Raw genomic sequence first — 26585 nt, forward strand, 5'->3', positions numbered from 1 at the left:
CATGACCGGTGCCCTGTTCGCACAGAGCCTGGTGCTGGGCATCCTCCTGGGTGGGCTGTACGCCCTCCTGGCTGCCGGCCTGACGCTGTACTTCGGCGTCATGCGGGTGGTCATGATCGCCCACTCCGCGTTCCTGATCCTCGCCGCCTACCTCGCCTGGTACTTCCACGAGCGCTCCGGGCTCGACCCGCTGCTGTCGCTGGTCATCACGGTGCCCCTGTTCTTCGTGGTCGGGTACGGCATGCAGCGGTTCCTGGTGTCGCGGCTGCGGCCCATCAGCCTCACCACCATGTCGGTGCTGCTGACCTTCGCCGTCGCACTGACCATCGAGGGGCTGCTCGGCTTCGTGTGGACAGGGACGCAGCGCCGCGTACAGCTCGAGTACTCCGGGGCGAGCGTCGAGGTGGCCGGCGTCAGCATCGCCGTCGTCAAGCTGATCGCGTTCGCGCTCGCCGCGGTGTCGCTCGGGGCGCTGTACCTGGTCCTGCGCAAGACCTCCTTCGGGCGGGCGCTGCGGGCCACCACCCAGCACCCCGAGGCCGCACGGCTGATCGGCATCGACACCGACCGGGTGGCCGGGCTCGGGTTCGGGCTGGGCCTGGCGACGGCCGCCGTCGGCGGCACGGCGCTCGCGCTCGACTACACGATCTACCCGTCGCTGCACTGGCACTGGATCGGACCGCTGATGGCGATCATCGTCGTCGGCGGGCTGGGCAGCATCCCTGGCGCCGCGATCGCGGCCATGCTGCTCGGCGTGGCCGCGAGCCTGCTGCAGGTACCGCTCGGCACGACCTGGGCCCAGACCGTGTTCTACCTGGCCCTGTTCGTCACCCTCATGATCCGTCCGCAGGGATTCTTCGGAGGTCGCCTTGCCCAGAGATTCTGAGCCGACGACGTCGGCTCCCCCGCCACCGACGACACCGGCACCGGCGTCGCCTGCGAAGCGGCGCGACCTCGCGCGGTGGGCCCGGATCGCCGGCCTGCTCGCCCTCGTGGCGATCGTCGTACTGTTCCCCTCCCTCGCGGCCGACCCGTTCATCCTTTCCGTCGGCGTGGTGATCCTGAGCTACGCGGTGCTCGCGACGTCATGGAACCTGGTGGGCGGGTTCACGGGCTACATCTCCCTCGGGCACGCGGCGTACTCGGGGCTCGGCGGGTACGCGACGGCGCTCCTGATCCTCCGCACCGGCCTCGACCCGTGGCTCGCGCTGATCTCGGGCGGTCTGATCGTGGCGGTCATCGCGGTTCCCGTCGGCATCGCGTCGCTACGTGTGCGGGGCGCTTCCTTCGTGATCGCGTCCATCGCTCTGGTGCTCATCGTGCAGCTCGTGTTCCAGAGCTGGCACACGTTCACCGGCGGCTCGAACGGGCTGCGGGTGCCGCGGCCGTTCGGCCCCGACGTGCTGCGACCCGAGCAGCACGAACGCTTCTTCTACCTGCACGCCGTTCTCCTCGCGCTCGCGCTGCTGACCTGGTGGCTCATCGAGCGCTCCCGGCTCGGCGCCGGGCTCAAGGCCATCCGGGAGGACGAGGACAAGGCGCAGGCGCTCGGCGTACCGACCTTCACCTACAAGCTCACCGCGCTCGTGGTGAGCGCGTTCTTCACCGCCCTGGGCGGCGGCCTGTACGCGCTCTGGTTCGGCTACCTGGACCCGATCTTCCAGTTCTCGATCCTCATCGGCAGCTACATGGTGCTCATGTCACTGCTCGGCGGGATACGCAGCCTGTTCGGCCCGCTGCTGGGGGCCGTCGTCGTCGGCTACGCCGTCGAGGTGTTCAAGTCCCAGTACGGCGACACGCAGCTCCACCTGGTCGCCACAGGCGTCCTGCTCGGCCTCGTCGTCCTGTTCATGCCCGACGGCGTCATCCCCGCCCTGAGCTCGGCCCTGAACCGGCGCCGTCAGGCGGCGTCGATCCGCGAGATGAGCGCGGAGGAGCTGGCGAACCAGCGCGAGGAGGCGGCCCGATGAGCGGTTTGACGAGCAGTGCGACGGGTTCCGTCACGACCCGTGACCTGACCAAGTCGTTCGGTGGCGTCCGCGCGATCGACAGCGCCTCCGTCGCCTTCCACGAGGGCGAGATCAACGCCCTGATCGGACCCAACGGCTCCGGCAAGACGACGTTCTTCAACTGCGTCACCGGCATGATCCGGCCCGACAGCGGCACCGTGTACTACCAGGACCGGGACGTCACCGGGCTGGCTTCGCACCGCATCGCGCGGTCAGGGATCGGCCGCAGCTTCCAGCTCTGCCGCATCTTCCCGCGGCTCACGGTGCTGGAGAACATGCTGGTCGCCGTACAGCCCCACGGGCTGCTGCAGCGGCTGCGCGGCTCGCGCAACCCCGCCGACATCGCGCAGGCGCGCGAGCTGCTGTCCCGGGTCGGCATCGACCACCTCGAGCAGTCAGAGGCCCGCGACATCTCCTACGGGCAGCAGAAGCTGCTCGAGCTCGCCGGGGTGCTCATGGGCGATCCCCACACGATCATGCTCGACGAGCCCGCCGGCGGGGTGAACCCCGCGCTGGTGGACCGCATCGCCGACCTCGTACGCGAGCTCAACGCCGAAGGCCGCACCTTCATCATCGTGGAGCACAACATGGAGCTGGTCATGGGCCTGAGCGACCACGTGGTCGTGTTCGACAGGGGCCGGCCCATCGCGCAGGGCGCCCCCGCCGTCGTGCAGGACGACCCCCAGGTCCTGGAGGCATACCTTGGCGTCTGAACCGACCACCGGACCGGCGGCAGCGCCGGCTGCCGAACCCCTTCTCCGCCTGGTCGGTGTCCAGGCCGGCTACGGCCGCGCGGCCCTCGTGCTGCGCGGGCTGTCGGTCACCGTCGCACCGTCCAGCGTGGTCTGCCTCGTGGGCCCGAACGGCGCGGGCAAGTCGACGGTGCTCAAGGTCGCCAGCGGTCTGCTGACGCCGCGTGCCGGCCAGGTGGTGGTCGACGGTGTCGACGTCACCGGGCGCACCCCGCAGCAGCTCCTGGCCGCCGGGCTGTCCCACGTGCCGCAGGGGCACAGCGTCTTCCCCGAGATGACGGTCGCCGAGAACGTGCTGCTCGGCGCCTACACGGTGCGTGACAGGTCGGTGATCGCCGAGCGCACCGAGTTCGTCACGAACCTGTTCCCACTGGTCGGCGAGCGCTGGTCCGCCCTGGCCGGCGCGCTCTCGGGCGGGCAGCAGAAGCAGGTCGAGTTCGCCCGCTCGCTCATGGTGCGGCCCAAGGTGGTGCTCCTGGACGAGCCCTCCATGGGGCTCGACCCCAAGGCGACCGCGATCGTGTTCGAGCAGGTGCAGCGCATGCGCGACGCCGGGACGGCGGTGCTGCTCGTGGAGCAGAACGCGCGACGTGCGCTGGAGGCGGCCGACGTCGGCTGCGTGCTGGACCTGGGCACCGTGCACATCACGGGCCCGGCTCCGACCCTCCTGGCCGACCCGAGACTGGCCCAGCTCTACCTGGGCGGCCGCCCGAAGGAGGTGCCGTAACCCACCCCGTTGAGTGCTGGGTGCTTGTCGTTCCACGCCGCGCGGACCGACGAGTACCCAGCGCTCAACGAGACAGGACTGACTGCTGGCTGTTCAAAGGAGAACCGTCATGTCGCTCAGAACCATGCTCGGAAAGTCGCTCGGTGGTGCGGGACAGGTCGTGCTCGGCCTGGCGATCCTGGCCGCGCTGCTCGCGGGCCTGCACCTCGCGCCGACGGCGGGGAGCGGGCCGCCGCCGTCCGCGGATCACCAGAACACCTACCAGGACAAGCTCGCCGACTACGGCGTCTGCCGGGGCACCGACCCCGCCTGCTACAACGACTGGGACCTGCCGCGGGCCGACGACGGAGTCGTGCGCGTGCTGGTCTTCACCGCGACGGGCAGCTCCCGGCACGCGCACCTCGGGCCGCTCCTGCCCGCCGGGATGAACCCGCCGCTCACGTCCGCGCACGTCGCACAGACCGCGGTGGTCCGGTGGGGCCAGGAGCACGGGTTCGAGGTCGACTGGACCGAGGACGTACGCCAGCTCGACGCCCCGGCCAAGCTCGCGCCGTACGACGCCGTCGTGTTCCTCAGCAACTCCCGCACCATGCTCGACGACGCGTCCCAGACGGCGCTGCTGCAGTACGTCCGGTCGGGCGGCGGCTTCGTGGCCGTCCACAACACGCTCGGCGCGATGTACCACTGGCCGTGGTTCCAGGGCCTGCTCGGCGGGGCCAACTTCTACGACCACGGGCCGCACCGCGACGGGCAGGTCGTGACCGTCGACCGGCGCGACGCCTCGACGCGCGACCTGCCGCGACGGTGGGACTTCCGCGACGAGTGGTATCACCTCGAGCCGTTCCCCACGGGCGTGCGGTTCCTCGCCGAGGTGGACACCGCGACCATCGGTGCCCACACCGGGTTCAACGGGCACCCCGGCCACCCGGGCGACCACCCCGTGTCGTGGTGCCACTACTACGACGGCGGCCGCGCCTGGGTCACCACGCTCGGCCACGATCCTGCGGCCTGGACCGAGGACTCGGCGCTCGCGGGCGCCGGGTCGTTCGAGGCGCACGTGGTGGGCGGGATCCTCAGCGCGGCCGGGGACCAGGCGTTCTGCCGGTAGGTCTCGACGGAGTCGACCACCGAGACGGCTCGACCAGCGACAGCAAGGCACTCCGCAATGACGACGACGACATTCAGGAGGCACCATGAGCAAGCGACGATGGCGGTCGGCGGTGGCCGCGGTGGCGATCACCGCTACCGCACTGGCCGGGCTGACCACGGCGACCATGACGGCCGCTGCAGCCGATCCTGGTCCGATCGCCGACCCCGCCCCGGAGGAGATCCAGTCCACGCTGGGCCTCGTGCTGGAGGAGTACGCGCAGTTCCCCAGGACGGAACCCATCCCTGCGCCCACCGACCGCCGGCTGATGCGGCACGCCCGCATCAACGGTCTCGGCGAGCTGCCCGACGGGTCGGGCCGCACCTACGTGCCGGACCTCAACGGCCCCCTCTACCTCGTCGAGGACGGCGAGCCGCAGGTCTACCTGGACGTCGCCGCCGAGTTCGCGCCCGAGTTCTTCTCGGGGCGCGGCATGGGCAGCGGTTTCGGGTTCGCGACGTTCCACCCGGACTTCGAGGACAACGGCACCTTCTACACGGTGCACACGGAGCGTCCCGGCAACGCGGGACCGCCACCGGACCCCACGACGTACCCGCCGCAGAACCCGACGTTCCTGCACTCCGTGGTGACCGAGTGGGTCGCGGACGACCCGGCCGCCGACGTCTTCTCCGGGACGAGCCGTGAGGTGCTGCGCCTGGGCTTCGGCGGTCAGATCCACGCGATCCAGCAGATCGACTTCAACCCGACGGCGCGGCCGGGCGCCGAGGACTACGGCCTGCTCTACCTCGCCGTCGGCGACGGCGGCCGGGGCGTCGGGACCGGTATCCCGCAGGACATGGGGACCCCGGCGGGCAAGATCCTGCGCATCGACCCTGCCGGGAACGACGGGCCGGGCGGGACGTACGGGATCCCGCCGTCGAACCCGTTCGTCGGCACGCCGGGTGCGCTGGGCGAGATCTACGCCGTCGGCATGCGCGACCCGCACCGGTTCAGCTGGGACCGGCAGGGCGAGCACGGCGACACGCGCATGTTCCTCGGCCACATCGGCGAGCACGCGATCGAGGCTGTCTACGACGTGCAGGCGGGCGACAACTTCGGCTGGGGCGACCGCGAGGGCAAGTACGTCTTCGACGCGGCCGACCGCTGCAACCTCTACCCCCTCCCGGAGAACGACGCCGAGCTCGGCTTCACCTACCCGGTCGTGGCGTACGACCACGACCCGCCGCCCGGCTGGCCGTGCACGTCGGACAGCGGCTACGCGATCAGCGGCGGATTCGTCTACCGCGGGCACGACCTGCCCGCCCTCGACGGCAAGTACCTGTTCACGGACCTGGTCGAGGGACGGGTGTTCTTCGCCAAGGAGTCGCAGATGCGGCGCGGCGGGCCGGAGGCGCAGATGTACGAGCTCGCGCTCTACGACACCGGCGGCACCCGCAAGCGGATGCCCGACTTCACCGGCGACGAGCGGGCCGACCTGCGGATGGGCCGCGACCGCTCGGGCGACCTCTACCTGATCGCCAAGGCGAACGGGAAGATCTGGAAGGTGGTCGACACGATCAGCGCGCCGGTGCCACGGGACGTCACCCGCTCGCTGGAGCCGAACCAGGTGAGCCTGTACGACTTCGAGCACCCGTTCCAGCAGGACGGGGCCGTCGAGGTCGACCGCGGCGCGTCCCGCACGTACCTGGATCTGGTCAACGGCGGGGAGGACATGCGCGTCGCCGACGGCGCGCACCCGGGCAGCAACAACTCCGTCCGGCTCATGCAGGTGGACCCGGCAGCCGCCGGCAACGACGACTGGAAGGCGGGCGTCTACGACGCCGACGGGGTGGACACGCTGTCCGCGTTCAGCGGGGTGGACGGGATCACGGTGATGGGCTGGGTCAAGATGACCGGCCAGAACCCGAGCCGGAACACCAACAGCGCCGACCCGGACGACCTCTACAACGCCATCGGCCTGGCGGGCGTGCTCAGCGGCGACTCCGACGGGCACGGCGTGCGCGCGCTCCTCGAGGTCATCGAGGTGGACGGCGAGCTGCGGCTCGTCGCGCTCGGCCGGCGGGTCGACGGCGGCGAGTCGCAGACCTTCGCCGCGCAGGAGGACTGGCGCACGCTCCTGCCGCAGGACGAGTGGGTGCACCTGGCCGCCACGTTCGACTACACCACCGGCAGGATGGCGCTGTACCGCAACGGTGAGCAGGTGGCCGGCTTCTACACGAAGGACGGCGACCCGTGGCGGGTCGACGGTTCGGGTGCCTCCGCGACGACACCGCGCGGGATCAAGATCGGCGGCAGCTTCCCGCAGGACACGCGGGAGGCCAACCCGTGCAACTGCAGCATGGACACCCTCCAGTTCTTCGACAGGGCCGCGACGCCCCGAGAGGTGGCGCACCAGTACGCCCTCATGACCCGCTGAACCGTCGAGTGCTGGATGTCTGCGGGGAATCGCCTGCTGGGCCCGCAGACATCCGGCACTCGACCGGGTCGATAGCATGTGCCGCATGGCCGCCGAGAAAGCGCTTACCTCCGCGCTGCGCATCGACAGCTCGCGCCCCGCCCGATCGATCCTCCGCCTGCTCGCCCGCCGGCCCGGCCGCATGGCGGTGGCGATCGGTGCCTTCACGGTCAAAGAGATCCCGATGTGGTTCCTCCCGGTGGTCACGGCCGCCGTCATCGACATCGTGGCCGCCGGCGGCCAGGTCCGTGACGTGCTCGTCTGGTTCGCCGTGGCCGCCGCCCTGCTTCTGCAGAACTTTCCCAACCACCTCGTCTACACGCGCAACTTCATGACCGTGGTGCGCGACACCGGAGCCGGCCTGCGCAACGCGCTCGCCGCACGGCTGCAGAGCCTGTCGATCGGCTACCACACCAGGGCGAGCGCCTCGGTGGTGCAGTCCAAGGTGGTGCGCGACGTGGAGAACATCGAGGTGATGCTCCAGCAGGTCACCCATCCGCTGCTCTCGTCGATCATGGTGCTCGCCGGCGCCGTGACGATGACGGCCCTCAAGGTCCCCCAGTTCCTGCCCGTCTACGTGCTGGCCGTGCCGCTCGCGCTCGGGCTGCGCTGGGCGACGGCCCGCCGCTCGCGCGACCGCAACGAGCACTTCCGCCGCGAGGTCGAGGGCTTCGCCTCCCGCGTGGGCGAGATGGCCTCGCTCATCCCGATCACCCGCGCCCACGGCCTGGAGCACACGGCGGTCACGCGCCTGGCCGCGGGCGCCGACGGCGTGCGCCGCGCCGGTCTGCACCTCGACATGCTCAACGGCCGGGTCGCGTCGCTGTCCTGGGTGACCATGCAGCTGCTCGGCGTCACGTGCCTCACGCTCGCCGCGATCTTCTCCCTCACCGGCTTCCTGCCCGTGACGCCGGGCGAGGTGGTGCTGCTGTCCGCCTACTTCACGCTGCTCACCCAGGGGCTGACCCAGCTGCTCATGCTGATCCCGGTCACGGCGCGCGGCATGGAGTCCGTGCGCTCGATCGCCGAGGTGCTGGAGGAGCCGGACCTCGAGAAGAACGCGGGCCGCCGCACCGTCGACGCCGTCGACGGCGAGCTGACGCTGGAGCACGTGCACCACCGCTACCCCGGCTCCGACGACGACGCCCTGCGCGACGTGACGCTCACCATCCCGGCGGGCCAGACCGTCGCGTTCGTCGGCTCGTCCGGGTCGGGCAAGTCGACGCTGCTGAACCTGGTGCTCGGCTTCATCCGCCCGACGTCCGGCCGGGTGCTGGTGGACGGCGCCGACGCGCAGGAGCTCGACCTGCGCACCGTGCGCCGCCACGTCTCGGTGGTACCGCAGGAGTCGGTGCTGTTCGAGGGCACCATCCGCGACAACGTCACCTACGGGCTCCCGGACGCACCCGACGACGTCGTCCGCGCCGCCCTTCGGGACGCCAACGCGCTGGACTTCGTGGACGCGCAGCCGCGGGGGTGGGACACCGTCGTCGGCGAGCGCGGTGCCCTGCTGTCGGGCGGGCAGCGCCAGCGCATCGCCATCGCCCGCGCCCTGGTGCGCGACCCGCGCATCCTGCTGCTCGACGAGGCGACCAGCGCTCTGGACACCGAGTCCGAGGCTCTCGTGAAGGAGGCGCTCGGCCGCCTCATGACCGGGCGCACGACGCTGGTCGTCGCACACCGGCTCTCCACCATCCGGCAGGCCGACCGCATCGTCGTGCTGGAGCACGGGCACATCGTGGAGCAGGGCACGCACGACCAGCTGGTGGCCCACGGTGGCCGCTACGCGACCCTGCACGCGACCCAGGCGGGCTGACGCCCGGACTGGCCCCGGGGAGCGAGTCAGCACACCCGGCATATCGGTGGCGTATCAGAAACCGCATACGCCACCGCAACGGGCCAGGCCCTTCACTCGCGGTATGAACCACGACGCGCCGCCGTCCGCGCCGGCCCATCGCGCACGCCGCACACCGGACCGTGCACGCCGGCCCTCGACCTAGGCTGCAGGTATGCGCGTGCTGATCGTGGAGGACGAGCCCTACCTGGCCGAGGCCGTCCGGGACGGACTGCGGCTGGAGGCCATCGCGGCCGACATCGCCGGCGACGGCGACTCCGCCCTGGAGCTCCTGGGTATCAACTCCTACGACCTCGCCGTCCTCGACCGCGACATCCCCGGGCCGTCCGGAGACGAGGTCGCCCGGCGCATCGTCGCCTCCGGCAGCGGCGTCCCGATCCTCATGCTGACCGCCGCCGACCGGATCGACGACAAGGCCTCCGGGTTCGAGCTCGGCGCCGACGACTACCTCACCAAACCGTTCGAGCTGCGTGAGCTCGTGCTGCGGCTGAGGGCGCTCGACCGCAGGCGCGGGCGGGCCAGGCCCCCGGTCAGCGAGATCGCGGGCCTCCGGCTGGACCCCTTCCGCCGGGAGGTCTTCCGCGACGGCCGTTACGTGGCGCTCACCCGAAAGCAGTTCGCCGTGCTCGAGGTGCTCGTCGCAGCGGAGGGCGGCGTCGTCAGCGCCGAGGAGCTGCTGGAGCGGGCCTGGGACGAGAACGCGGATCCCTTCACCAACGCCGTGCGCATCACGGTCTCGGCCCTGCGCAAGCGCCTCGGCGAACCCTGGATCATCGCCACGGTGCCCGGCGTCGGCTACCGCATCGACACCGCCCCGGGCACCAACCGTGGATAGCCGGGCCGGGGACAGGGCGCCCGGGATGAGCGTCCGCCTCAAGCTCGCGCTCAGCTACGCCGGGTTCCTCATGGTCGCCGGTGTGCTGCTGCTCGCGGTGGTGTGGGTCTTCCTGCTGCGCTACGTACCCACGGATATCTATTCCATCGCCGGGGACTCCCCCGGCCGCCCGGGGATATTCGTCCCCGACCGCGCCGACCTCGAGCGCGCGTTCTTCCCGCGCGCGCTGGTCGCGCTCGGGTTCGTGCTGGTGCTCGGGCTCCTGGGCGGGTGGCTCCTCGCCGGCCGCATGCTCAGCCCGCTGCGCCGCATCACCCACGCCGCACGCCTGGCCACGGACGGGTCCTTGTCCCACCGGATCAGGCTCGAGGGACCCCACGACGAGTTCCGCGAGCTGGCCGACACGTTCGACGGCATGCTGGCCCAGCTCGAGGCCCACATCGCCGAGCAGCAGAGATTCGCCGCCAACGCCTCCCACGAGCTACGGACCCCGCTCGCGATCACCCAGACCCTCCTCGAGGTCGCCCACAACGACCCGGGCCGCGACACCGGCGAGCTCGTCGACCGCCTCCGGTACGTCAACACCCGCGCGATCGACCTCACCGAGGCGCTGCTCGTGCTCAGCCGAGCCGACCAGCGGTCCTTCGTCCGGGAACCCGTCGACCTGTCCCTCATCGCGGAGGAGGCCACCGAGACGCTCCTCCCCCTGGCGGAGAAACGCGGCCTCACCATCGAGACCTCCGGCGAGGTCGCCCCCGCCGTCGGCTCGTACGCGCTCCTGCTACAGCTGACCACCAACCTCGTCCACAACGCGATAGTCCACAATCTCCCCGAGCGGGGCAGCGTGCGCGTCACCACCGGCGTGCGCCCCGGGACAGCGGTGCTCACCGTCGAGAACACCGGCGAGCCGGTCCCGCCACAGCTGGCCACGACCCTCACCGAACCGTTCCAGCGCGGCGCCGAGCGTATCCGCGGCGACCACGCGGGCGTCGGCCTCGGTCTGGCGATCGTCAAGAGCATCACCACGGCGCACGACGGCACCCTCACCCTCGCGCCCCGCCCCGAGGGCGGGCTCCGCGTGACGGTGCTGCTTCCGTCCGCGCACGACCCGGGAACCATGCGGCGGTCGTGACCGCCCGGTGTATCGCCGGCGTATCGAGAAACGGAGACGTCCTGGCAACGCCCGCCACGATGGGCTGGGGACATGACCCGACAGGACCTCCTCCAGCCCCCGACCCACGCCAGCGCTCGCACCTCCCACGGCACCGGCCGACGCCCGGCGATGGCCTGGCTCGCGGTGACGGCCGTGCTGCTGGCCGCCGCCTTCGGCGCCTACCCCCTGCTCGACCGCGCCGACTCGCCGGTGGTCCAGGCGGTCGACGACGCACTGGGCCAGACCTCCGCGTCGTCCGGCTCGACCGGCGTGGACGGCGGCGAGATCCCCGACGGCGCGGCGACGCTCGACGACGACCTTCCCGCGATCACCGGGCTCGACCCGGCGCTCGCCGACGCCGTCCGCCAGGCCGCCGCCGACGCGGCGGCCGACGACATCGACTTCTGGATCACGAGCGGCTGGCGCAGCCCCGCCTACCAGCAGCGGCTGCTCGACCAGGCGGTCCGGAAGCACGGCGGCCTCGAGGAGGCACGGAAGGTGGTCGCGACGCCCGAGACGTCGGCGCACGTCAGCGGCGAGGCCGTCGACATCGGGCCGACCGAGGGCGACTACTGGCTGATCGAGCACGGCACCGACTACGGGCTGTGCCAGGTGTACTCGAACGAGATCTGGCACTTCGAGCTCCTGACGGAGCCGGGCGGCACGTGCCCGCCGATGCTCGACGGTGCGGCCGGCTGACCGGCTAGGCGCCAGCCGGCTCGGCGACCCCCGCGACCGCCTTCGTCCGCGACCGCCCCGACGCGTCCTTGAGGACCACGTACTTCAGGTCGACGTGCGGTTCCAGGGCGCTGTACTTGTCGTTGGGCGCACCGATGATGAGCTGGAAGCCCAGCCCACGCCAGGCACCGACCGCGCGGCCCGTGAACCGGGCGTCGGCCTTGATGAGCGCCTCGTCGAGGAACACCGGCGCGTACCGCGGCCGCTCCGCCCCCGCGTCCCCGAGCTGGTAGCGCAGTGCCGCACCGACGATGAAGGCGACCAGCTCCTGCGACTCCCCACCGGACTTCTCCCCGATGCCGTCGTAGTGCGCCACGTGGTTGCCGTCGAGGTCCACCTTCTCGGCGCTGAGGCGCACGTGCCGCCGCACGTCCACGAGGTCGGCGAAGTCGGGCGCGTTCCGGCGGATGCGGTCGATCACCCTGGCCATGCGCAGGTACCGCCGCTCGCGCTCGGCGTCGGTGGCGTCTCGGGAGAGCGACTCGCGCAGGGCGCGCAGCTCCTTGCGGAACGCCCCGACCACGGAGGACTGGTTGTCGCGCGCGTCGATCCGGAGCCGGTGCTCGTCGTCGGCGAACGGGAGGTTCGCCAGGATGTCGTTGACCGGGCCGATCCGCTCCTTGATCTCGCGGACCGAACCGGCCAGCGCCCGGTACAGGTCGGTGAGGTCGTTCCCGGACAACCGCAGGAGGCTGTTGCGCCAGTCCGTCTCCAGCTCGTGGAGCCCGCTGGTCTCCAGGTCCGTCAGGATCCGGTCGTAGTCGGCGAAGGACGCGTCCGGGTCGGCCCCCAGGTTCGGGTCGTGCCAGCGCTCGCGGAAGTTCTCGAAGGTCCGGCGCAGCGCGTCGCGGGCAGCGCCGAGCGCGGTCTGCGCGGCCTCCCGGTCGGCCTTGAGCCGTTCGGTGGCCTGCCGCAGCGCCCCGTCGAACGCCTCGAGTGCGGCTGCCGCGGCAGCACCACCGCTCGCGGCGTCGAGGTCGGCGGCGCGGAACAGCGCGTCGAGGTAGTCCCGCTGGTCAGCGCCGACGGCGACCTCGGCGGCCTCGGCGTCGTCGAGGGCCTGCTGGGCGGCGTCGACGTCGTCGGTGACGGCCGTCCAGCGCGCCTCCAGCGCGTCGGCGCGAGCCGTGGTCTTGCCGAGGTCCTGGTTGAGGGCGTCGATCTGCTTCTCGAGCGTGCCGGACTGGTCCCGCAGGCGAGTGACCTCGGGGTTGCCCGCCGTGACCTCGTGGATCACCTGCGTCCAGCGGGACCGCTCCGCCTCGACCGCTGCGACGTCGACCTGGTCCCAGGTCAGGCCACTGACCGTGCGGTACGCGGCGAGCTCGTCGTCGTGCCGGTTCAGGTGCGCGTCGGCGGCCTCGACGCGGCGTTCCGCCTCGCCGAGCAGCTCCCGTGCCTGTCCGATGCGTTCGTCGAGCTCGGCCAGCGCGCGGCCGTTGGTGAAGCCGAGCACGTTGGACCGGAGGTTTCCCCCGTGCGCGCCGCGGTGGCCCTCGGACTGCTGGCCGGACCGGGTGAGTGCCATCTTGTGCTGACCCAGCTGGCCCGGCGTGTCCACGCAGACGTAGGCGAAACGCTGCGCCAGCTCGTGCTTGAGCCAGCCGGCGAAGGGTCCGCCACGGACGTCGAGCCGGCCGGGGAGCGTCCGCGTGTCGAGCCCCAGCTCGTCGCGCATCCCGGTGGGCACGCCCTCGAACCGGATCCGGGTGGACGTCGGCACGGTGTCGATCGCCTTGCGGAAGGCCTGGATGCGCGCCGAGTCGATCAGCATCTTGGTCGCGAAGCCACCCAGCGCGAGGTTGAAGGCCCCGCGCCACGGCTCGAACTCGGTGCGGACCTCCAGGAGCTCCCCCACGAAGGGCAGGTCCTCGGGCGTCAGCCCAGCGGCCTCGGCGAGCGTGGCGCGCGCCCGGTGCAGGTGGTCGGGGATGTTGCCGCGTCGGTCGGCGGCCGCCGACCGGTCCGCCTCGAGCTCGGACAGGCGGGTGCGCGCGGCGTTCCTCGCCGACATCGCCTCACCGAACGCGTCACGCGCGGCCTTCTTGGTGCCCACATCGGTCAGCGCCGCACCGGCGCGGGCGGCCACCGCCGAGAACTCGGCCTCCGAGCCGGCGGACGCGCCCAGCACACCGAGGGCGTCGTCGAGCCGGCCGCGGGCACGCCCGACCTCGGCCAGTCGCGAGTCGACGCTCTTGAGCTCGCGCTGCGCGGTCGCCAGCCGGTCGCCGCCCGACGCGCGGAGGGTCTCCAGCACGCCGTCCAGCTCGGACTTCGCGGCGGTGATCCGGACGGCGATCTCCTCCGCGCGTCCCGCCGCGGCGCGGTGCTCGGTCCGCAGGTCGTGCTCGACCGCGCGCAGGAGGCCGAGCCGGCGCTCGTTGCGCCACAGCGCCGCGGGTGACGCGGCGTCGGCGAAGGACCCGATCTCGTCGATGACCCGCAGCCGCTCGACCGCACCCTCGACGGCCGCGTGATAGCCACGGATGGGCGAGAGCGCGGCCACCTGCTGGCGGGCGGTGATCATCTGCTCACGGGTGCCGGCCAGCTTGTCGAAGTGCTCGACCACCTCGTCCGCCTTGGCCAGGGTCTCCGGCTCCTCCAGCACCATGGCCTTGTACAGGGCGTCCACCGTGGTGATCTGCTGGCCGGCCTGGATGCGGCCGAGCAGCCCCACGGCCTTGTTGCCGTCGCCGGACGCGCCGATGCCGAGCGTCGAGTGCAGGCGCGCCGTGAACTCGCGGTCGGTGTCGAAGCAGGTCAGACCAGCCGCGGTGACCTCGGTGCGAGAGAGCCGCTGGGCGGCAGCGCGCTCCAGGTCACGCAGGTCGAAGGCGCCGTCACGGGTGGCCCGCAGCGGCACGACGTCGTCGAGGGTGCGCGCGGCCGACGGGACGTACCAGGCGCGGACGGCGGTGAAGTGCGTGCCGGACTGGTCCACCCAGGTCATCGCGATGGCCGACCAGGTGTCCCGGCCGTCGCCGCGCAGCACCCGCTGGCGGGTGCCGTCGTCGGTCCGGGACTCGTCGATCTTGCCGCGCGCGTACGACAGGATGTTGCGCTGGTCCTTGCCGCGCGGCCGCCCGACGACGCTGCCGTTGGACGCACCGTTGAACGGCGTGGTGTGCGGCATGAGGAGCGCGATGTAGGCGTCCATCAGCGTGGACTTGCCGGAGCCGGAGCCGCCCGAGAGCAGGGTCGCCGTGGTGGCCAGGCGCACCTGGTGGTGTCCGTCGTAGCCGCCCCAGTTGACGAGCTGCAGGTCGCGCGCGACCCACTGCTGGCCGGTCGACGCCGCGGGGATCATCCCGAACAGGGTGTCGATCATCGTCATCGCGGGTTCTCCTGGTTCTGCTGGTTCTGCGCGCGCAGCCACTGCCGCAGCTCACCGAGGCGCTCGTTGCTGAGCACGATCTCGACCAGGGGCGTGACGCGGTACCGGCCCTCGGACTCCTCCTCGATGAGCCCCTCCTTCTCCAGCCGCCGCACGGCGGTGCGGATCTCCGTCTGCCGGGCGGCCAGGTTCTTGTCGTCGGGGTCGAAGAACGTCAGCACCGTCTGCTCGACCTCCTCGACGTCCACCCGGGCCGAGGCCTCCCCCGCACCCTGCTCCCGCTGGAAGACCGTGCGCAGGTGGACGAGGACCAGCGTCTCGGCACGGGTGTACGGGTCGTCCTTCAGCAGGATCGGGACGTCCAGCTCGGCGGAGCGGACCTGTCTCTTGTACGCGATCCCCCGGTCGTGGTCCACGACGAGGTGAACGAACAGGTCGTGCAGCCGCGACTCGATCACCTGCTGGTTCTCCAGGAGGGTGCGCCACTGCGCCCGGTTGCGGTCCGCGACGAGGAACCTGCCGCGCAGCAGACGCACCAGCACCCGGCGCACCGGCGCGTCCAGCGTTCCCGAGTCGCCGGCGAAGAGCTGCTCCGGGTCCTCCTCCATCGGCACCGGCTCGATGAACCCGCCGTCGTTCTCCGCGACGTGCTCGTCGACGGCGGTCTCACTCATCTGTGTCGTCCTTCGTGCGTCGCTCGGTGTCGTGCCTGGTCTCTGGCTTTGTCGTGTCGTGCTTCGTGTCGGGCGACGTCCGTACCGTGACGCCGCCGAACGCGAACCGCCGCCGTGAACCGTCGGGCCGGACCGCCTCGACGACCGCCACCTGGTCGGTCTCGGTCATGCCCTCGTGGTCCGCGAGCTCGAGCAGTCCGAGCAGGTCCACCGGCCGCCGGATCGCCTCGGGCGCGGCGCTGAACACAGCGGCGAGGTCCGTGCCGCCGTCGCCGTCGGTGGTGGCAGCGAACGAGTCGAGATGCTCGCGCAGCTCCGCGTAGTGCGGCCCGCCCCACTCGCGGGCGCCGTCCTCCAGGTCGGTGTCCGCGCCGTCGTCCAGCGTCTGCAAGGGGGCAGGGGGCTGCGGAGGGCTCAGGTCGCTCGTCGTCTGGCGCAGGTGCGCGACGTCCGCGACGGGCAGCCTGCGCAACGGGTCGACCTCCTGGCCGCGCCGTGTGGTCGGCACCCAGGCCTGGAAGCTGATCATGACCTCGCGCAGCAGCTCGTCCACCTGCCGGTCGCGCAGCGGGTCGTGGTTACGCACCTGGGCCGTGATGACGTGGGACGCCTGGCGCTGGGCCTTGATGACCTCGGCCACACCCTGCTCGATCCGCCGCCCGACCTCGCGCAGCTCGGCGCGCTGCTGTCCCGGCAGCCGCCCCGTGAACCGGTGGCGCAGCACCGTGTCGAGCTGGAGCGAGAGCTCGTCGATCCGCTGCGGGTCGCCGATCAGCCGCAGGGCGCCGGCGAAGGCCCTGCCCTCGGGCGTGGTCGTCATCACCTGCTCGCCGCGCTCGAGGTACTCGCGCAGCACGTCGCCGGACGGTCGCTCGTCCTGGCGGAGCGCCGTCACCACGTCCCGCTGCATCGCCTTGATCGACTCGGCCACCCGCGCGAAGTCCGCCGGCAGCTCACGCACGAGGTGCAGGACGTTCTCCGCCCCCTCCAGCAGCTCCTCGTCGTCGACCTCGTCGATCACGCCGCCCCGGTCGAGGCGCAGCAGCTCGGCCTGCAGCCGGTCCACCTGGGTCTGGAGGCGGGCCATGCGGACTGCCACGTCCGGGTCGGCGTCCTGCGCCAGCCGCTCCACGGCGTCCAGCAGCGTGCGGACCCGCGACTCGGAGACCCTGGCCCGTGCACCGCCGGCCCGCCCCGCGACCTCCAGCGCGCCGACCGCGTGCGCGGAGAGCTGGTAGACCTCGATGTCCCCGTCGACGATCTGGCGTTTGAGCCAGCCGACGTCGGCCCACTGCCGGCACAGCTCACGTGCGCTGCCCACGGGGATCGCCCGGGTGCCGTCGGCGTTCAGCTCGTATCCCTGGGCGCGCAGCTGGTCCAGGGCATCACCGATCTCGGTGTGCGCCTCCGTGACGGGAACGGTCGGTCGCTCGGGTGTGAAGACGAGCGACAGCAGCGACACCACGAGGGGGGCGTACCGCCGGTGGAGCAGGTCGAGCATGGGCTCCTGGAAGGCGCGCAGCGCACCGAGATACGCACCCTCTGCACGAGTAATCATCGCCGCTCAGGGTACGTGGGACCGCCGACATCCACGCGCTCGTCATCCACAGGACCGGCCCGTACGGTTCAGCCCGCCGGGTTCTCGCGGTTCAGCCCGCCGGGTTCTCGGCCATGACGCTCTGTGCGGCGGCGGGCAGCAGCTGGTCCGCGAGCGATCGGGCCGTCGCCGCCAGCGTCTCGACGTCCATCCCGGTGCGCCCCATGTAGGTCACACCCTGCTGTGCGGCGAGCAGCGCCCGGGCGGTGGCGACCGGGTCGGCGGACGCCGGCAGGTCGCCCTCGACCTGTGCCCGGGCCACGCCCTCGGCCAGGACCGCCGTCGTCCTCTCGTACGCCTGGCGCGCCTCCGCGACGACGACGGGATCGGCGGACGCCAGCTCGGTGGTGCTGTTGGCGAGCAGGCAGCCACGCCGGGCGGACACTCCGTCGGGGTCACCCACCGGCGCCATGAGGAACGATCGCAACGCGTCGACGGCGCGCGGCGCGGACCTGACCGAGCGTCGCAGCGCACCGTCGATATCTGCGACGTACCGGCGCAGCACCCGGAGGAAGAGCTCGTGCTTGTCCCCGAAGGCGGCATAGAGGCTGCCCTTGCCCAGTCCGCTCACACGCATGAGGTCCTGCACCGAGGTGGCCGCGTAGCCCGAGTCCCAGAACTGGTCGCAGACCGCGCGCAGCACCGTGTCCTCGTCGAACTGCCTCGGCCTCGCCATGCCCCCACGATAGTCGTTCTTGACCGGTCGGTCCAGCACGCCCGGTGTGGACCGGCCGGTCAACAAAGGTGCGCGGCGTCCGTGACGGACACCGGCCCAGCGAGGTGCAGGTCTACCCCTGACCCCGCTCGACGAGGACCTGCGTCAGCCGGACGCGCAGGTCCTCGTCGGTGAGGGTGCCGACGTCGTCCACCCACTGCTCGATGCCCCCGCGGTGCGCCAGCGCGCGCACCTCCGGGTCGGTGATCGCGCCGCGCAGCGTACCGACGACCCCGTCGCGCAGGCCCGTGAACGGCCGGTCGTAGAAGTCCTCGCAGGCCGGCCCGTCCAGCGTCGGCAGCCCGACGGCGCGCTGCCGCTCGTGCAGCGCCTCGCACGCCGCGCGCAGAGCGGCGTCGCGCGCCTGCCAGCCCGAGGCCGCGAGCGCGTCGGCCAGGACCCCGGTGGCGGACGGCGCCACCGGGAGCCGCGCGAACAGGGTGCCCGCCCACTTGGGGTACGGGGGCCAGCGCCGCTCCAGCAGGAACCCGAGGCGGACCAGTGCCGTGACCAGGCGCGCGGCGATCAGCCGGGAGCCGAGGTCGTCGCCCCGCTGCCCCGTGCGGCCCACGAACGGCAGCTCCTGACCCACGCGGGCCCAGTCCGCGGCCAGGACGTGCAGCCACACGTCCTGCGGGTACCAGTCGAGCTGCTCGCGCAGCGCGGTGATCTCGCCGGCCGTGTCCTCGAACACCGGCCCCGCGGTGACCTCCAGCACGGACTGTCCGGTGAGCGACAGCCAGTCGGGCACGGTCAGCCCCGCACCGACGTCGAGTCCCGTACGCGACCGGACGAATCCGGCGGGCGTCGCCACCTCGACCCGGTGCCGCGCGGCCGGGTCCCACGTGAGCGGGAACGCCGTCGGCCACCCCTGGTACTCGGCCGGGAGGGAGGCGGCCAGGACCTCGTCGACCTCGTCCGCGCGGTCGCCAGGGACCAGCAGTGTGAGCCGGAGCCCCCAGTCGTGGTCGCGGGAGGTGTCGTCGTCGAGCCCCAGCACGTCCGAGCCGGTGCCGAGCCGGCCTGCCGCCCTCGGCACGTCGGGCAGCGTGCGCTCCAGGATCGGGCGGACGACGTCGGCCCAGTAGGCGTGGGCGATCTCGGTTCCGGACATCCGACCAACCTAGGAGTCGGGCAGGTACTGGTCCAGGTGAATCGGCAGCGAGCGCCGAGCCCGGGGCCCGCTCACCGCACGTTCGCGGTGACCGCCCGGGCGGTGAGGCAGGTCGAGCCGCCGACGTAGATGCGGTCGCCGTCGGACAGCCAGCGCCGCTCCCCCTGCCGCAGCGGCTCCTCCGGGACGGCTTCGCCGCGCGCGGCGACGTAGGTGCCGTTGGCCGAACCGAGGTCGATGACGCTCCAGCCGCCCTCGACCCAGGCGATCTCGCAGTGCCTGCGGGACACGCCGGTGTCGTCGCAGACGATGTCCGGCACGACGCCGCGGCTGCGCGACGCGCGACCGACGACGAGGCGCGCACCGGTCAGCGGCACGAGGGCGTCGACCGCCGAGGTGACCAGCGTGTCGGTCGGGGCCTGGTCGGCCGACCACTCGGCGTCCGACCGGATCTCGACCGCCCAGGCCGCTGGCTCGCTCTCCATCCGCATCGGCCGGACGACCGGCAGCCGCACGCGCGGCAGGGTGATGGAGTCGTCCAGCCGTGGTGCCGCCCCGACCCGGACCGCCAGCAGAGGAACGTGCTCCCGGACGACGAGCGGGTGGGCGGCGAGCATCCTTGCCAGGTTCAGCGCCCCGTCGAGCGGCAGTCCGGCGCTGGGCTGCACGCGCACGTCGTCGCGCTTCTCCAGGAGGTGCTGGAGCACCATCGACCGGAACATCGGCGCGTACATCAGGAGCTTTCCCGTGGTGACCGCCACGGGCTCGACGCCGGGATGGTTCAGCACGGCGCACAGCCCGTCCGCCAGCGACCGGGCCGCCTCGTCGAGGATCTCGCGGCATGCCAGGTCGCCGACGCTGGCGGCCCCGATGACCTGCGGCGCGAACCCCGCGAACAGCGACACGTCGGTGACGGCAGCCCACCGCTCCCGTCGCCCGAAGTGCCGTTCGGCGGCCTGCACCAGCCCGGGCGACGCGCCCACCCGGCGGCCGTCCATCGACCGCGCCGCCGCGTCGAGCCCGCGCTTGCCGATCCACGCACCGCCGCCGTTGTCGCCCACGTACGGGCCCATGCCGTCGGCGAGGTGCCACCGCCCGACGTCGTCGCACGCCACGGCGACCGCTCCGGTCCCGACGGCGAGCGTGGCGCCCGGACCCGAGCCGAGGGCGCCCAGGTGGGCCGTGACGGCGTCGCTCGACACGGCGGTCGAGCTGGTGCGCAGCTCCTCGGCGAGGATGTCGTGCACGAGGTTGGGGTCGAGGCTCCCGGCCTGCGTCTGGGAACGGAACCCGCGCATGCCGACGGCGGCAGCCGCCACCCGGGGACGCCCGCCGAACTCTGCCGCGAAACCCCGGCACAGGCCCCGCACCACGTCGGGCACGGTCGACCGCCCAGCGACGACGGCGGCCGGCGGCCCGGTGACCTCGTAGGACCGGCCGCCCGGTCCCGTGCTGACCCGCAGGCGCGAACCCGTGCCGCCGATATCCACACCGGCTACCCCGGCGTCCGCTCTCGGAGCCGTTGCCCCGCCCTGCTGACCAGTCACTATCGGCACCGGCCCATACTCACCCGAGACGTCGCGGTCCGCTATGCGTCGAGTGTCATATGCGCCCGCCGGCCGTCCGGCTCTCGCGTAGCGAGCGGAGCGGGGCGGGGACAGGCTGGTGCCGAGAAGACCGAGGAGGTCGACCGTGCCACGTGCCACAGGACGCAGGCCCGTCCGCCCGGGCGCCCAGGAGTGGGTGCCCGCGAGCGCAGACGTCGGGGAGCTCGCGCGGGCGGTGCACGACTGCCGTGGCTGCGAGCTCTGGGGCCCCGCGACCCAGGCCGTCTTCTCGTCCGGGCCGGACGACGCCGGGCTGATGCTGGTCGGCGAGCAGCCGGGCGACCGGGAGGACCAGGAGGGCGAGCCGTTCGTCGGCCCGGCGGGTCGGGTGCTGGCCGACGCGCTGGAAGCCGCCGGCCTGGACCCCGAGCAGGTCTACCTGACGAACGCCGTCAAGCACTTCCGGTTCACCGAGCGTGGCAAGCGGCGGCTGCACAAGAAGCCGGACGTCGCGCACGTCCGCGCGTGCCTGCCGTGGTTGGAGGCGGAGCTGTCGTCGGTGCGCCCCCGGGTGGTCGTCGCGCTCGGGGCGACGGCGGCGCGGGCGGTGCTGGGGCGCGAGGTCCGGATCGGTGCCGAGCGTGGGCAGCTCCTGGACGGTGAGGCGCACGACGTGGTGGTCACGACGCACCCGTCGGCGCTGCTGCGCCTGCGCGACCGGTCCGTGTACGGCGAGGAGCTCGGTGCGCTGGTCGCCGACCTGCGCACGGCGGCGCAGGCGGCTGCCTGACACGGCTCACGCCGGGCACCCTCAGGCCGGGCGCCGCACGGCGAGCAGCGCCCTCAGGCCGCCGGGTCGAGCACCACCTTCACGCAGCCGTCGTCCTTGCGCTGGAACATGGCGTACGCCTCCGGGGCGCGTTCGAGCGGCCAGCGGTGGGTCCGCAGGTCGAGCACGCCGAGCGGGTCGGCGGGGTCGGTCGCGAGCCACAGCAGACTTTCGGTCCAGTGCCGCACGTTGGCCTGCCCCTGCCGGATCGTCACGTGCTTGTCGAACAGCCGCAGCATGGGCAGCGGGTCCTGCGCTCCCCCGTAGACACCGGCGAGGGAGAGCACGCCGCCGCGCCGCACCAGCTCGATGGCGGTGCGCAGGGCGGCCAGGCGGTCGGCGCCCGCGCGTTCCACGAGCGGTCTGCCGACCACGTCGGGCAGCACGCCTGCGGCCTTCTGCAGGGTCTCGGCGACCGGTGAGCCGTGCGCCTCCATGCCGACCGCGTCGATGACGGCGTCGGGGCCGCGACCCCCGGTGAGGTCCCGGACCTCCGCGACGACGTCGTCGTGCCGGCCGTCGAGCACGGTGGCGCCGTACCGGGCCGCCATCGCCAGCCGTTCCGGTACCCGGTCCACGCCGATGACGCGCCCTGCCCCGCGGTGGCGTGCCACGCGGACCGCCATCTGCCCGACCGGGCCGAGGCCGAGCACGACCACGGACCCGCCGTCGGGCACGTCGGCGTACTCGACGGCCTGCCAGGCCGTCGGCAGCACGTCGGAGAGGTACAGGTACCGCTCGTCGGGCTGGCCGTCGTCCGGCACCACGACGGGGCCGTACTGCGCCTGCGGCACCCGCAGGTACTCCGCCTGGCCGCCCGGCACCTGCCCGTACAGCCGGGTGTAGCCGAACAGTGCCGCCCCGCTGCCCTCCGCGGTGACCTGGGTGGTCTCGCACTGGGACTGCAGGCCGCGACGGCACATCCAGCAGTGGCCGCAGGCGATGCCGAACGGCACCACCACGCGGTCACCCACGCACAGGTCGCCGACCTCCGGGCCCACCTCCTCGACCACGCCCATGGCCTCGTGCCCGATCACGTCGCCGGCGTCGAGGAACGCCCCCAGCACCCCGTAGAGGTGCAGGTCGGAACCGCAGATCGCCGTCGAGGTCACGCGCACCACCGCGTCGTTTGGCTGCTCGATCCGTGGGTCGGGAACGGTCTCGACGCTGACGTTCTCCCGGCCCTGCCACGTGACGGCTCTCATCGTCCCTCCTCGCGCGTGCCGATTCGTCCACGCTCGCACCCCCCTCTCCCACCCGCATCCGCTCGCACGGACACCGCTGAGTGCTGGACATCTGCCCGTCCGAGGGACCCGATGCGACAAATACCCAGCACTCAACGGTCGGGGGTGGAGCTATTCGTAGCGGAGGGACGAGATCGGGTCCTGCCGGGCCGCCCGCAGCGCGGGCAGGGTGCCCGCGAGGAACGCGATGCCCATGACGGCGAGCACCACGGTCGCGACCGTCACGGGGTCGAACGCGACGAGCGTCAGGCCGGGGAGGTCCGCCAGCAGCGTCCCGGAGAAGCCGTTCACGAGCAGGCCGGCTCCGACTGCCCCGAGCACGCCCAGGGCGCTGCCGACCAGGCCGATGACGACCGCCTCGATGCTGAACAGCGAGAACACGCGCCCGCTGGACAGCCCCATGGCCTTCATGAGCCCGACCTCGCGGGTGCGTTCCTGGACCGCCATGAAGAGCGTGTTGATGATGCCGATCCCGGCCGCGACCAGGGCGATCACCGCGAACCCGTTCAGGACGAGCACGATGCCGTCGATGACGGCGGTGAAGGTGCCGAGCTGGTCCTCCAGGGTGCTGCCGGTGTAGCCGGCGTCCTCCAGCCGGTCCTGGAGCGCCTGGGCCTCGCCCGCCCCGGCGGTGGCGTCGAACCAGACGGACGCCTGCCCGTACCGGGTGGACGCCGCCTCGGACGCGCCGGTGGTCTGCAGGTCGAAGAGGGTCTCCACGAGCACCTCGTTCGGGATGGCGCCGCCCATGCTGATCACACCCGGCTCGGCGACCCCGACGATCGTCGCGTCCGTGGTCACCTGGGTCCCCGTGCCGTCGGTGACGGCGAGCAGCACGGTCTGCCCGACGGCGTCCTGCGCGCCGCCGAGGCCCAACGGCTCCAGATGGCTCTCGGGCAGCACGAGCTGCGGCTCGTCGGCGTCGAGGTCGACCTGCTGGCCGGACGCCAGCTCGGCCTTCATCCCCGGCACGAACTGCGAGACGGACAGCTGGTACTTGTCGCCGCCGTCGTACTGGACGTAGTCGGTCGCCACCTGCTTGACCGGCTCGACGCTCCGCACCCCGTCGATGTCCGCGATCGTGTCGATGTCGTCGTCGGACAGGGCGACCGCCGTCGTCCCCGGCGGCCCGTCGGCCTCCACCTGGTCGGGGTCGTACTCCGCCGGGCCGTCCGTGGGCGCTTCCTCGTCCGTCTTCGTCACGGTCATGACGTCCTCGACCCCGACGGAGGCCACCGTGTCGTCGAGGTAGCGGTTGACCCCGGTGCCCAGGCCGTTCGTCAACGACAGCGTGAAGGCGCCGATGAAGATGGCCAGCACCGTCAGGCTGGTGCGCAGCCTCGACCGGAAGGAGTTGCGAAAGGCGGTGGTCACGACGTCGGTGGCCTTCATGCCGCCACCCCCTCGGGGACCGCGACGAGACCGTCGCGGATGAAGACGCTGCGGTCGCACCGCGCGGCGAGGTCCTTGTCGTGCGTGACGACCACCAGGTTGATGCCCTGGCGCCGGTTGAGGTCGAAGAGGATGTCCTCGACCACGCCACCGGTGGCCGTGTCCAGGTTGCCGGTCGGCTCGTCGGCGAAGATCACGCGCGGCTCGTTGATCAGGGCGCGGGCGATGACCACGCGCTGCTTCTGCCCGCCCGACAGGTCGTTGGCCTTGTTGTCGGCCTTGTCGTCGAGCTCGAGCTGGGCGAGCGCCGCCAGCCCGCGGGCGGTGCGCTCGCGGCGCGCGACCCCGGCGATCTTCAGCGGGAGGGTCACGTTGTCGAGCACGCTGGCCTGCGCGTTGAGGAAGAACTGCTGGAAGACGAACCCGAAGGCGCTGTTCCGGGTCTGGTTGAGCTGCCTGGCCGAGAGCCGGGAGGTATCCGTCCCGTCCAGGGTGATGGTCCCGGAGGTGGGCCGATCGAGCAGCGCGAGCAGGTGCATCAGGGTCGACTTGCCCGACCCGCTCTTGCCGACGATCGCTATGGACTCGCCCTCGGCGATGTCCAGGTCCAGGCCTCTGAGCGCCTCGAAGGCGTTGGCGCCGGAGCCGTAGGTCTTGTGCAGGTTGCTGACGGAGAGCAGTGGGGATACGGAGCGCAGTGGGGATACCACGTCGGTCGCCTCTCGTGGTGCCGGAGATGTTGACGTGCTCCAATCTCGCCGACACCGCGCCGGCGCGAATCGCCCTGACGATGACTCCCGTGTACCGCGCTGGTACCGGGCCGGTACGGACTGGCACCGGGCTGGCACAGGGCTGCACCGGCGACACCATGCCGGCGTCACTGATGACACCATCGGGGTTGCAGTGACACCAGAGTGGTGTCATAGTTGCGTCATGGACCTGACGAGACATGTCGACGAGCTGCAGCGCCAGCTCTCCACCGCGGCCGCGGCGGGCGGGGACGACGCCCGCGAGCTCGCCGGCCGCCTGACCGCCCCGCTCGACGCGGCAGCTCGCCTGGTCCTGCTCGAGGCACTGTCCGCGGCAGCCGGCGAGATCTCCGCCGAGCTCGCGCCGGGCTCCGTCGACGTACGGCTGCGGGGCGGCGAGCCAGAGTTCGTCGTCGCCGTGCCGGCCGCCACCCCAGCACCTGTCGCTGCGCCCGCCGCGGCCCCCGCACCCGCGCCGCAGGCGACCACGAGCGCCGACACCGACGCGGGCGCCACCACGCGCACCACCCTGCGCCTGCCCGACCACCTCAAGGCCCAGGCCGAGGCCGCCGCCGCCCGCGAGGGCGTCTCGGTCAACACGTGGCTCGTCCGGGCGGTCGCCGCGGCACTCGACCAGCCCACCGGTCGCCCCGAACCGCAGCCCCGCCCGGGGCAGCCCGCGACGAACCGCCTCACCGGCTGGGTGCGCTGACCCACAGCGGCACCACGCGACACCACACCGACACCACTCCCGCCACCACCACCGCCCTTCGCCCTCACCTGGAGCCGTCATGCCCACTTTCGCCGCACCCAACCCTGTCCCGGTCGTCGTGGACGTCCCCTTCGGCAACCTGCACGTCGTCGCCGGCGAGCGGGACGACGTGGTGGTCACCGTCCTGCCGGCCGACCCGTCCAAGTCCGGCTCGGTGCGCGCAGCGGAGGACACGCGTGTCGAGCGGGACGGCGACGCCGTCACGATCATCTACCCGGCAGCCTGGAGGCAGTACGTCCTGCCGTTCTCGGCGGGCGGCGCGCTCGTCACCATCGAGCTGCCCGCCGGCTCGGACCTCCGGGGCAAGGCTGGTTCGCTGCTCGCCGAGGGCCGGCTCGGTACGGTCGACCTCACCCTCAACGGCGGGGACGCCCGGGCCGACGAGGCCGCCCGCCTGGACCTCAAGGTCTCGGCCGGGAACGTCGTCGTCGGCCGCGCCACGGGCCCTACCTCCGTGCGGACGAGCGCGGGTTCCGTGCGGATCACCGAGTTCGCGGGCGAGGGCACCGTCCGCGCCAGCAACGGGACCACGACCGTCGGGTCGGTGACGGGCACGCTGGACGTCGTCGGGGCGCACGGCGAGATAGCCGTCGGGAGCGTGGACGGCGTGCTCACCATCAAGTCGGCGCACGCGGGCATCCGCGTCGATCGCGTCGAGTCCGGCAGCGTCACGGCCAGCACGTCCTACGGGTCCATCGAGGTCAACGTGCCGGAGGGCACGGCGGCCTGGCTCGACGTCGCCTCGGAGCACGGCACCGTGCGCAATCTGCTCACCCCCACCGAGGGCCCGGTCGAGAACGAGGCCACCGCCGAGATCCACGCCACCACCGGCTGGGGGGACATCATCGTCCGCCGCCCCTGAGCGCTGCCCAGCCCTGCCCGGCCCTGACCTGCCTGGGACCGAGCTGAGCTGAGCACCCGGGACCGGCACGCCGGTCCCGGAACCACCCGAACCACCCCAACCACGCGCCTGGCTACCCCCTACC

General features: G+C 72.4%; 22 protein-coding genes. 13 read left to right on the plus strand and 9 right to left on the minus strand.

The window, feature by feature from the left end:
• Position 1 precedes the first annotated feature (1 nt).
• From ACYVK7_RS19315 to ACYVK7_RS19360, 10 genes are all read left to right on the plus strand, one after another.
• The gene (locus ACYVK7_RS19315) at positions 2-886 is read left to right on the plus strand and encodes a branched-chain amino acid ABC transporter permease (RefSeq protein ID WP_460889339.1); all 885 of its coding nucleotides are present in this window, start codon (positions 2-4) and stop codon (positions 884-886) included.
• A complete protein-coding gene (locus ACYVK7_RS19320) occupies positions 870-1970 on the plus strand; it encodes a branched-chain amino acid ABC transporter permease (RefSeq protein WP_460889340.1) in 1101 nt (366 codons plus the stop codon). The genes ACYVK7_RS19315 and ACYVK7_RS19320 overlap by 17 nt, the downstream gene beginning before the upstream one ends.
• On the plus strand, positions 1967-2722 hold the full coding sequence (locus tag ACYVK7_RS19325; RefSeq protein ID WP_460889341.1) for an ABC transporter ATP-binding protein: 756 nt from the start codon (positions 1967-1969) through the stop codon (positions 2720-2722). The genes ACYVK7_RS19320 and ACYVK7_RS19325 overlap by 4 nt, the downstream gene beginning before the upstream one ends.
• The gene (locus ACYVK7_RS19330; protein ID WP_460889342.1) at positions 2712-3488 is read left to right on the plus strand and encodes an ABC transporter ATP-binding protein; all 777 of its coding nucleotides are present in this window, start codon (positions 2712-2714) and stop codon (positions 3486-3488) included. The genes ACYVK7_RS19325 and ACYVK7_RS19330 overlap by 11 nt, the downstream gene beginning before the upstream one ends.
• 109 nt (positions 3489-3597) lie before the next feature.
• Positions 3598-4596 (plus strand): ThuA domain-containing protein, encoded by a 999-nt coding sequence (locus ACYVK7_RS19335; protein WP_460889343.1) that lies wholly within the window; start codon positions 3598-3600, stop codon positions 4594-4596.
• Between the two features lie 85 nt (positions 4597-4681).
• Entirely contained in the window at positions 4682-7012 is a 2331-nt protein-coding gene (locus ACYVK7_RS19340; RefSeq protein WP_460889344.1) for a PQQ-dependent sugar dehydrogenase, read from the plus strand.
• 85 nt (positions 7013-7097) lie between these two features.
• Entirely contained in the window at positions 7098-8867 is a 1770-nt protein-coding gene (locus tag ACYVK7_RS19345) for an ABC transporter ATP-binding protein (protein ID WP_460889345.1), read from the plus strand.
• 193 nt (positions 8868-9060) lie between these two features.
• Complete coding sequence (locus tag ACYVK7_RS19350; RefSeq protein WP_460889346.1) at positions 9061-9741, plus strand: response regulator transcription factor; 681 nt, start codon at positions 9061-9063, stop codon at positions 9739-9741.
• 25 nt (positions 9742-9766) lie between these two features.
• On the plus strand, positions 9767-10873 hold the full coding sequence (locus ACYVK7_RS19355) for a sensor histidine kinase (RefSeq protein WP_460889347.1): 1107 nt from the start codon (positions 9767-9769) through the stop codon (positions 10871-10873).
• Positions 10874-10945: 72 nt separating this feature from the next.
• Positions 10946-11593, plus strand: a complete 648-nt coding sequence (locus ACYVK7_RS19360) for a M15 family metallopeptidase (protein ID WP_460889348.1) — start codon at positions 10946-10948, stop codon at positions 11591-11593.
• A gap of 4 nt (positions 11594-11597) precedes the next feature.
• On the opposite strand, the gene ACYVK7_RS19365 is transcribed toward ACYVK7_RS19360, so the two are convergent.
• The 6 genes from ACYVK7_RS19365 to ACYVK7_RS19390 form a co-directional block, all read right to left on the minus strand.
• Positions 11598-14966 (minus strand): ATP-binding protein, encoded by a 3369-nt coding sequence (locus tag ACYVK7_RS19365; protein ID WP_460889349.1) that lies wholly within the window; start codon positions 14964-14966, stop codon positions 11598-11600.
• A complete protein-coding gene (locus ACYVK7_RS19370) occupies positions 14963-15640 on the minus strand; it encodes a DUF4194 domain-containing protein (RefSeq protein ID WP_460889350.1) in 678 nt (225 codons plus the stop codon). The genes ACYVK7_RS19365 and ACYVK7_RS19370 overlap by 4 nt, the downstream gene beginning before the upstream one ends.
• A complete protein-coding gene (locus tag ACYVK7_RS19375) occupies positions 15633-17198 on the minus strand; it encodes a DUF3375 domain-containing protein (protein WP_460889351.1) in 1566 nt (521 codons plus the stop codon). Before ACYVK7_RS19375 ends, ACYVK7_RS19370 begins: the two co-directional genes overlap by 8 nt.
• Before the next feature lie 91 nt (positions 17199-17289).
• Positions 17290-17913 (minus strand): TetR/AcrR family transcriptional regulator, encoded by a 624-nt coding sequence (locus ACYVK7_RS19380; RefSeq protein ID WP_460889352.1) that lies wholly within the window; start codon positions 17911-17913, stop codon positions 17290-17292.
• Positions 17914-18025: 112 nt separating this feature from the next.
• Positions 18026-19066, minus strand: coding sequence for a DUF4037 domain-containing protein (locus ACYVK7_RS19385; RefSeq protein WP_460889353.1), 1041 nt, complete (start codon positions 19064-19066; stop codon positions 18026-18028).
• Positions 19067-19137: 71 nt separating this feature from the next.
• The gene (locus tag ACYVK7_RS19390) at positions 19138-20556 is read right to left on the minus strand and encodes an FHA domain-containing protein (RefSeq protein WP_460889354.1); all 1419 of its coding nucleotides are present in this window, start codon (positions 20554-20556) and stop codon (positions 19138-19140) included.
• 202 nt (positions 20557-20758) lie between these two features.
• On the opposite strand from ACYVK7_RS19390, the gene ACYVK7_RS19395 reads away from it, so the two are divergent.
• Positions 20759-21403: a UdgX family uracil-DNA binding protein gene (locus tag ACYVK7_RS19395; RefSeq protein ID WP_460889355.1), complete on the plus strand. Its 645-nt coding sequence runs from the start codon at positions 20759-20761 to the stop codon at positions 21401-21403.
• Positions 21404-21456: 53 nt separating this feature from the next.
• Here ACYVK7_RS19395 and ACYVK7_RS19400 read toward each other — a convergent pair whose 3' ends face one another.
• The 3 genes from ACYVK7_RS19400 to ACYVK7_RS19410 form a co-directional block, all read right to left on the minus strand.
• Positions 21457-22647, minus strand: a complete 1191-nt coding sequence (locus ACYVK7_RS19400) for a zinc-dependent alcohol dehydrogenase (protein WP_460889356.1) — start codon at positions 22645-22647, stop codon at positions 21457-21459.
• Positions 22648-22797: 150 nt separating this feature from the next.
• Positions 22798-24078, minus strand: a complete 1281-nt coding sequence (locus ACYVK7_RS19405; RefSeq protein ID WP_460889357.1) for an ABC transporter permease — start codon at positions 24076-24078, stop codon at positions 22798-22800.
• Entirely contained in the window at positions 24075-24788 is a 714-nt protein-coding gene (locus ACYVK7_RS19410; RefSeq protein ID WP_460889358.1) for an ABC transporter ATP-binding protein, read from the minus strand. Before ACYVK7_RS19410 ends, ACYVK7_RS19405 begins: the two co-directional genes overlap by 4 nt.
• Before the next feature lie 223 nt (positions 24789-25011).
• On the opposite strand from ACYVK7_RS19410, the gene ACYVK7_RS19415 reads away from it, so the two are divergent.
• Positions 25012-25539, plus strand: a complete 528-nt coding sequence (locus tag ACYVK7_RS19415; protein ID WP_460889359.1) for a toxin-antitoxin system HicB family antitoxin — start codon at positions 25012-25014, stop codon at positions 25537-25539.
• 79 nt (positions 25540-25618) lie between these two features.
• Entirely contained in the window at positions 25619-26461 is an 843-nt protein-coding gene (locus ACYVK7_RS19420; protein ID WP_460889360.1) for a DUF4097 family beta strand repeat-containing protein, read from the plus strand.
• Positions 26462-26585 lie beyond the last annotated feature (124 nt).

This window comes from Promicromonospora xylanilytica, from assembly GCF_054782895.1.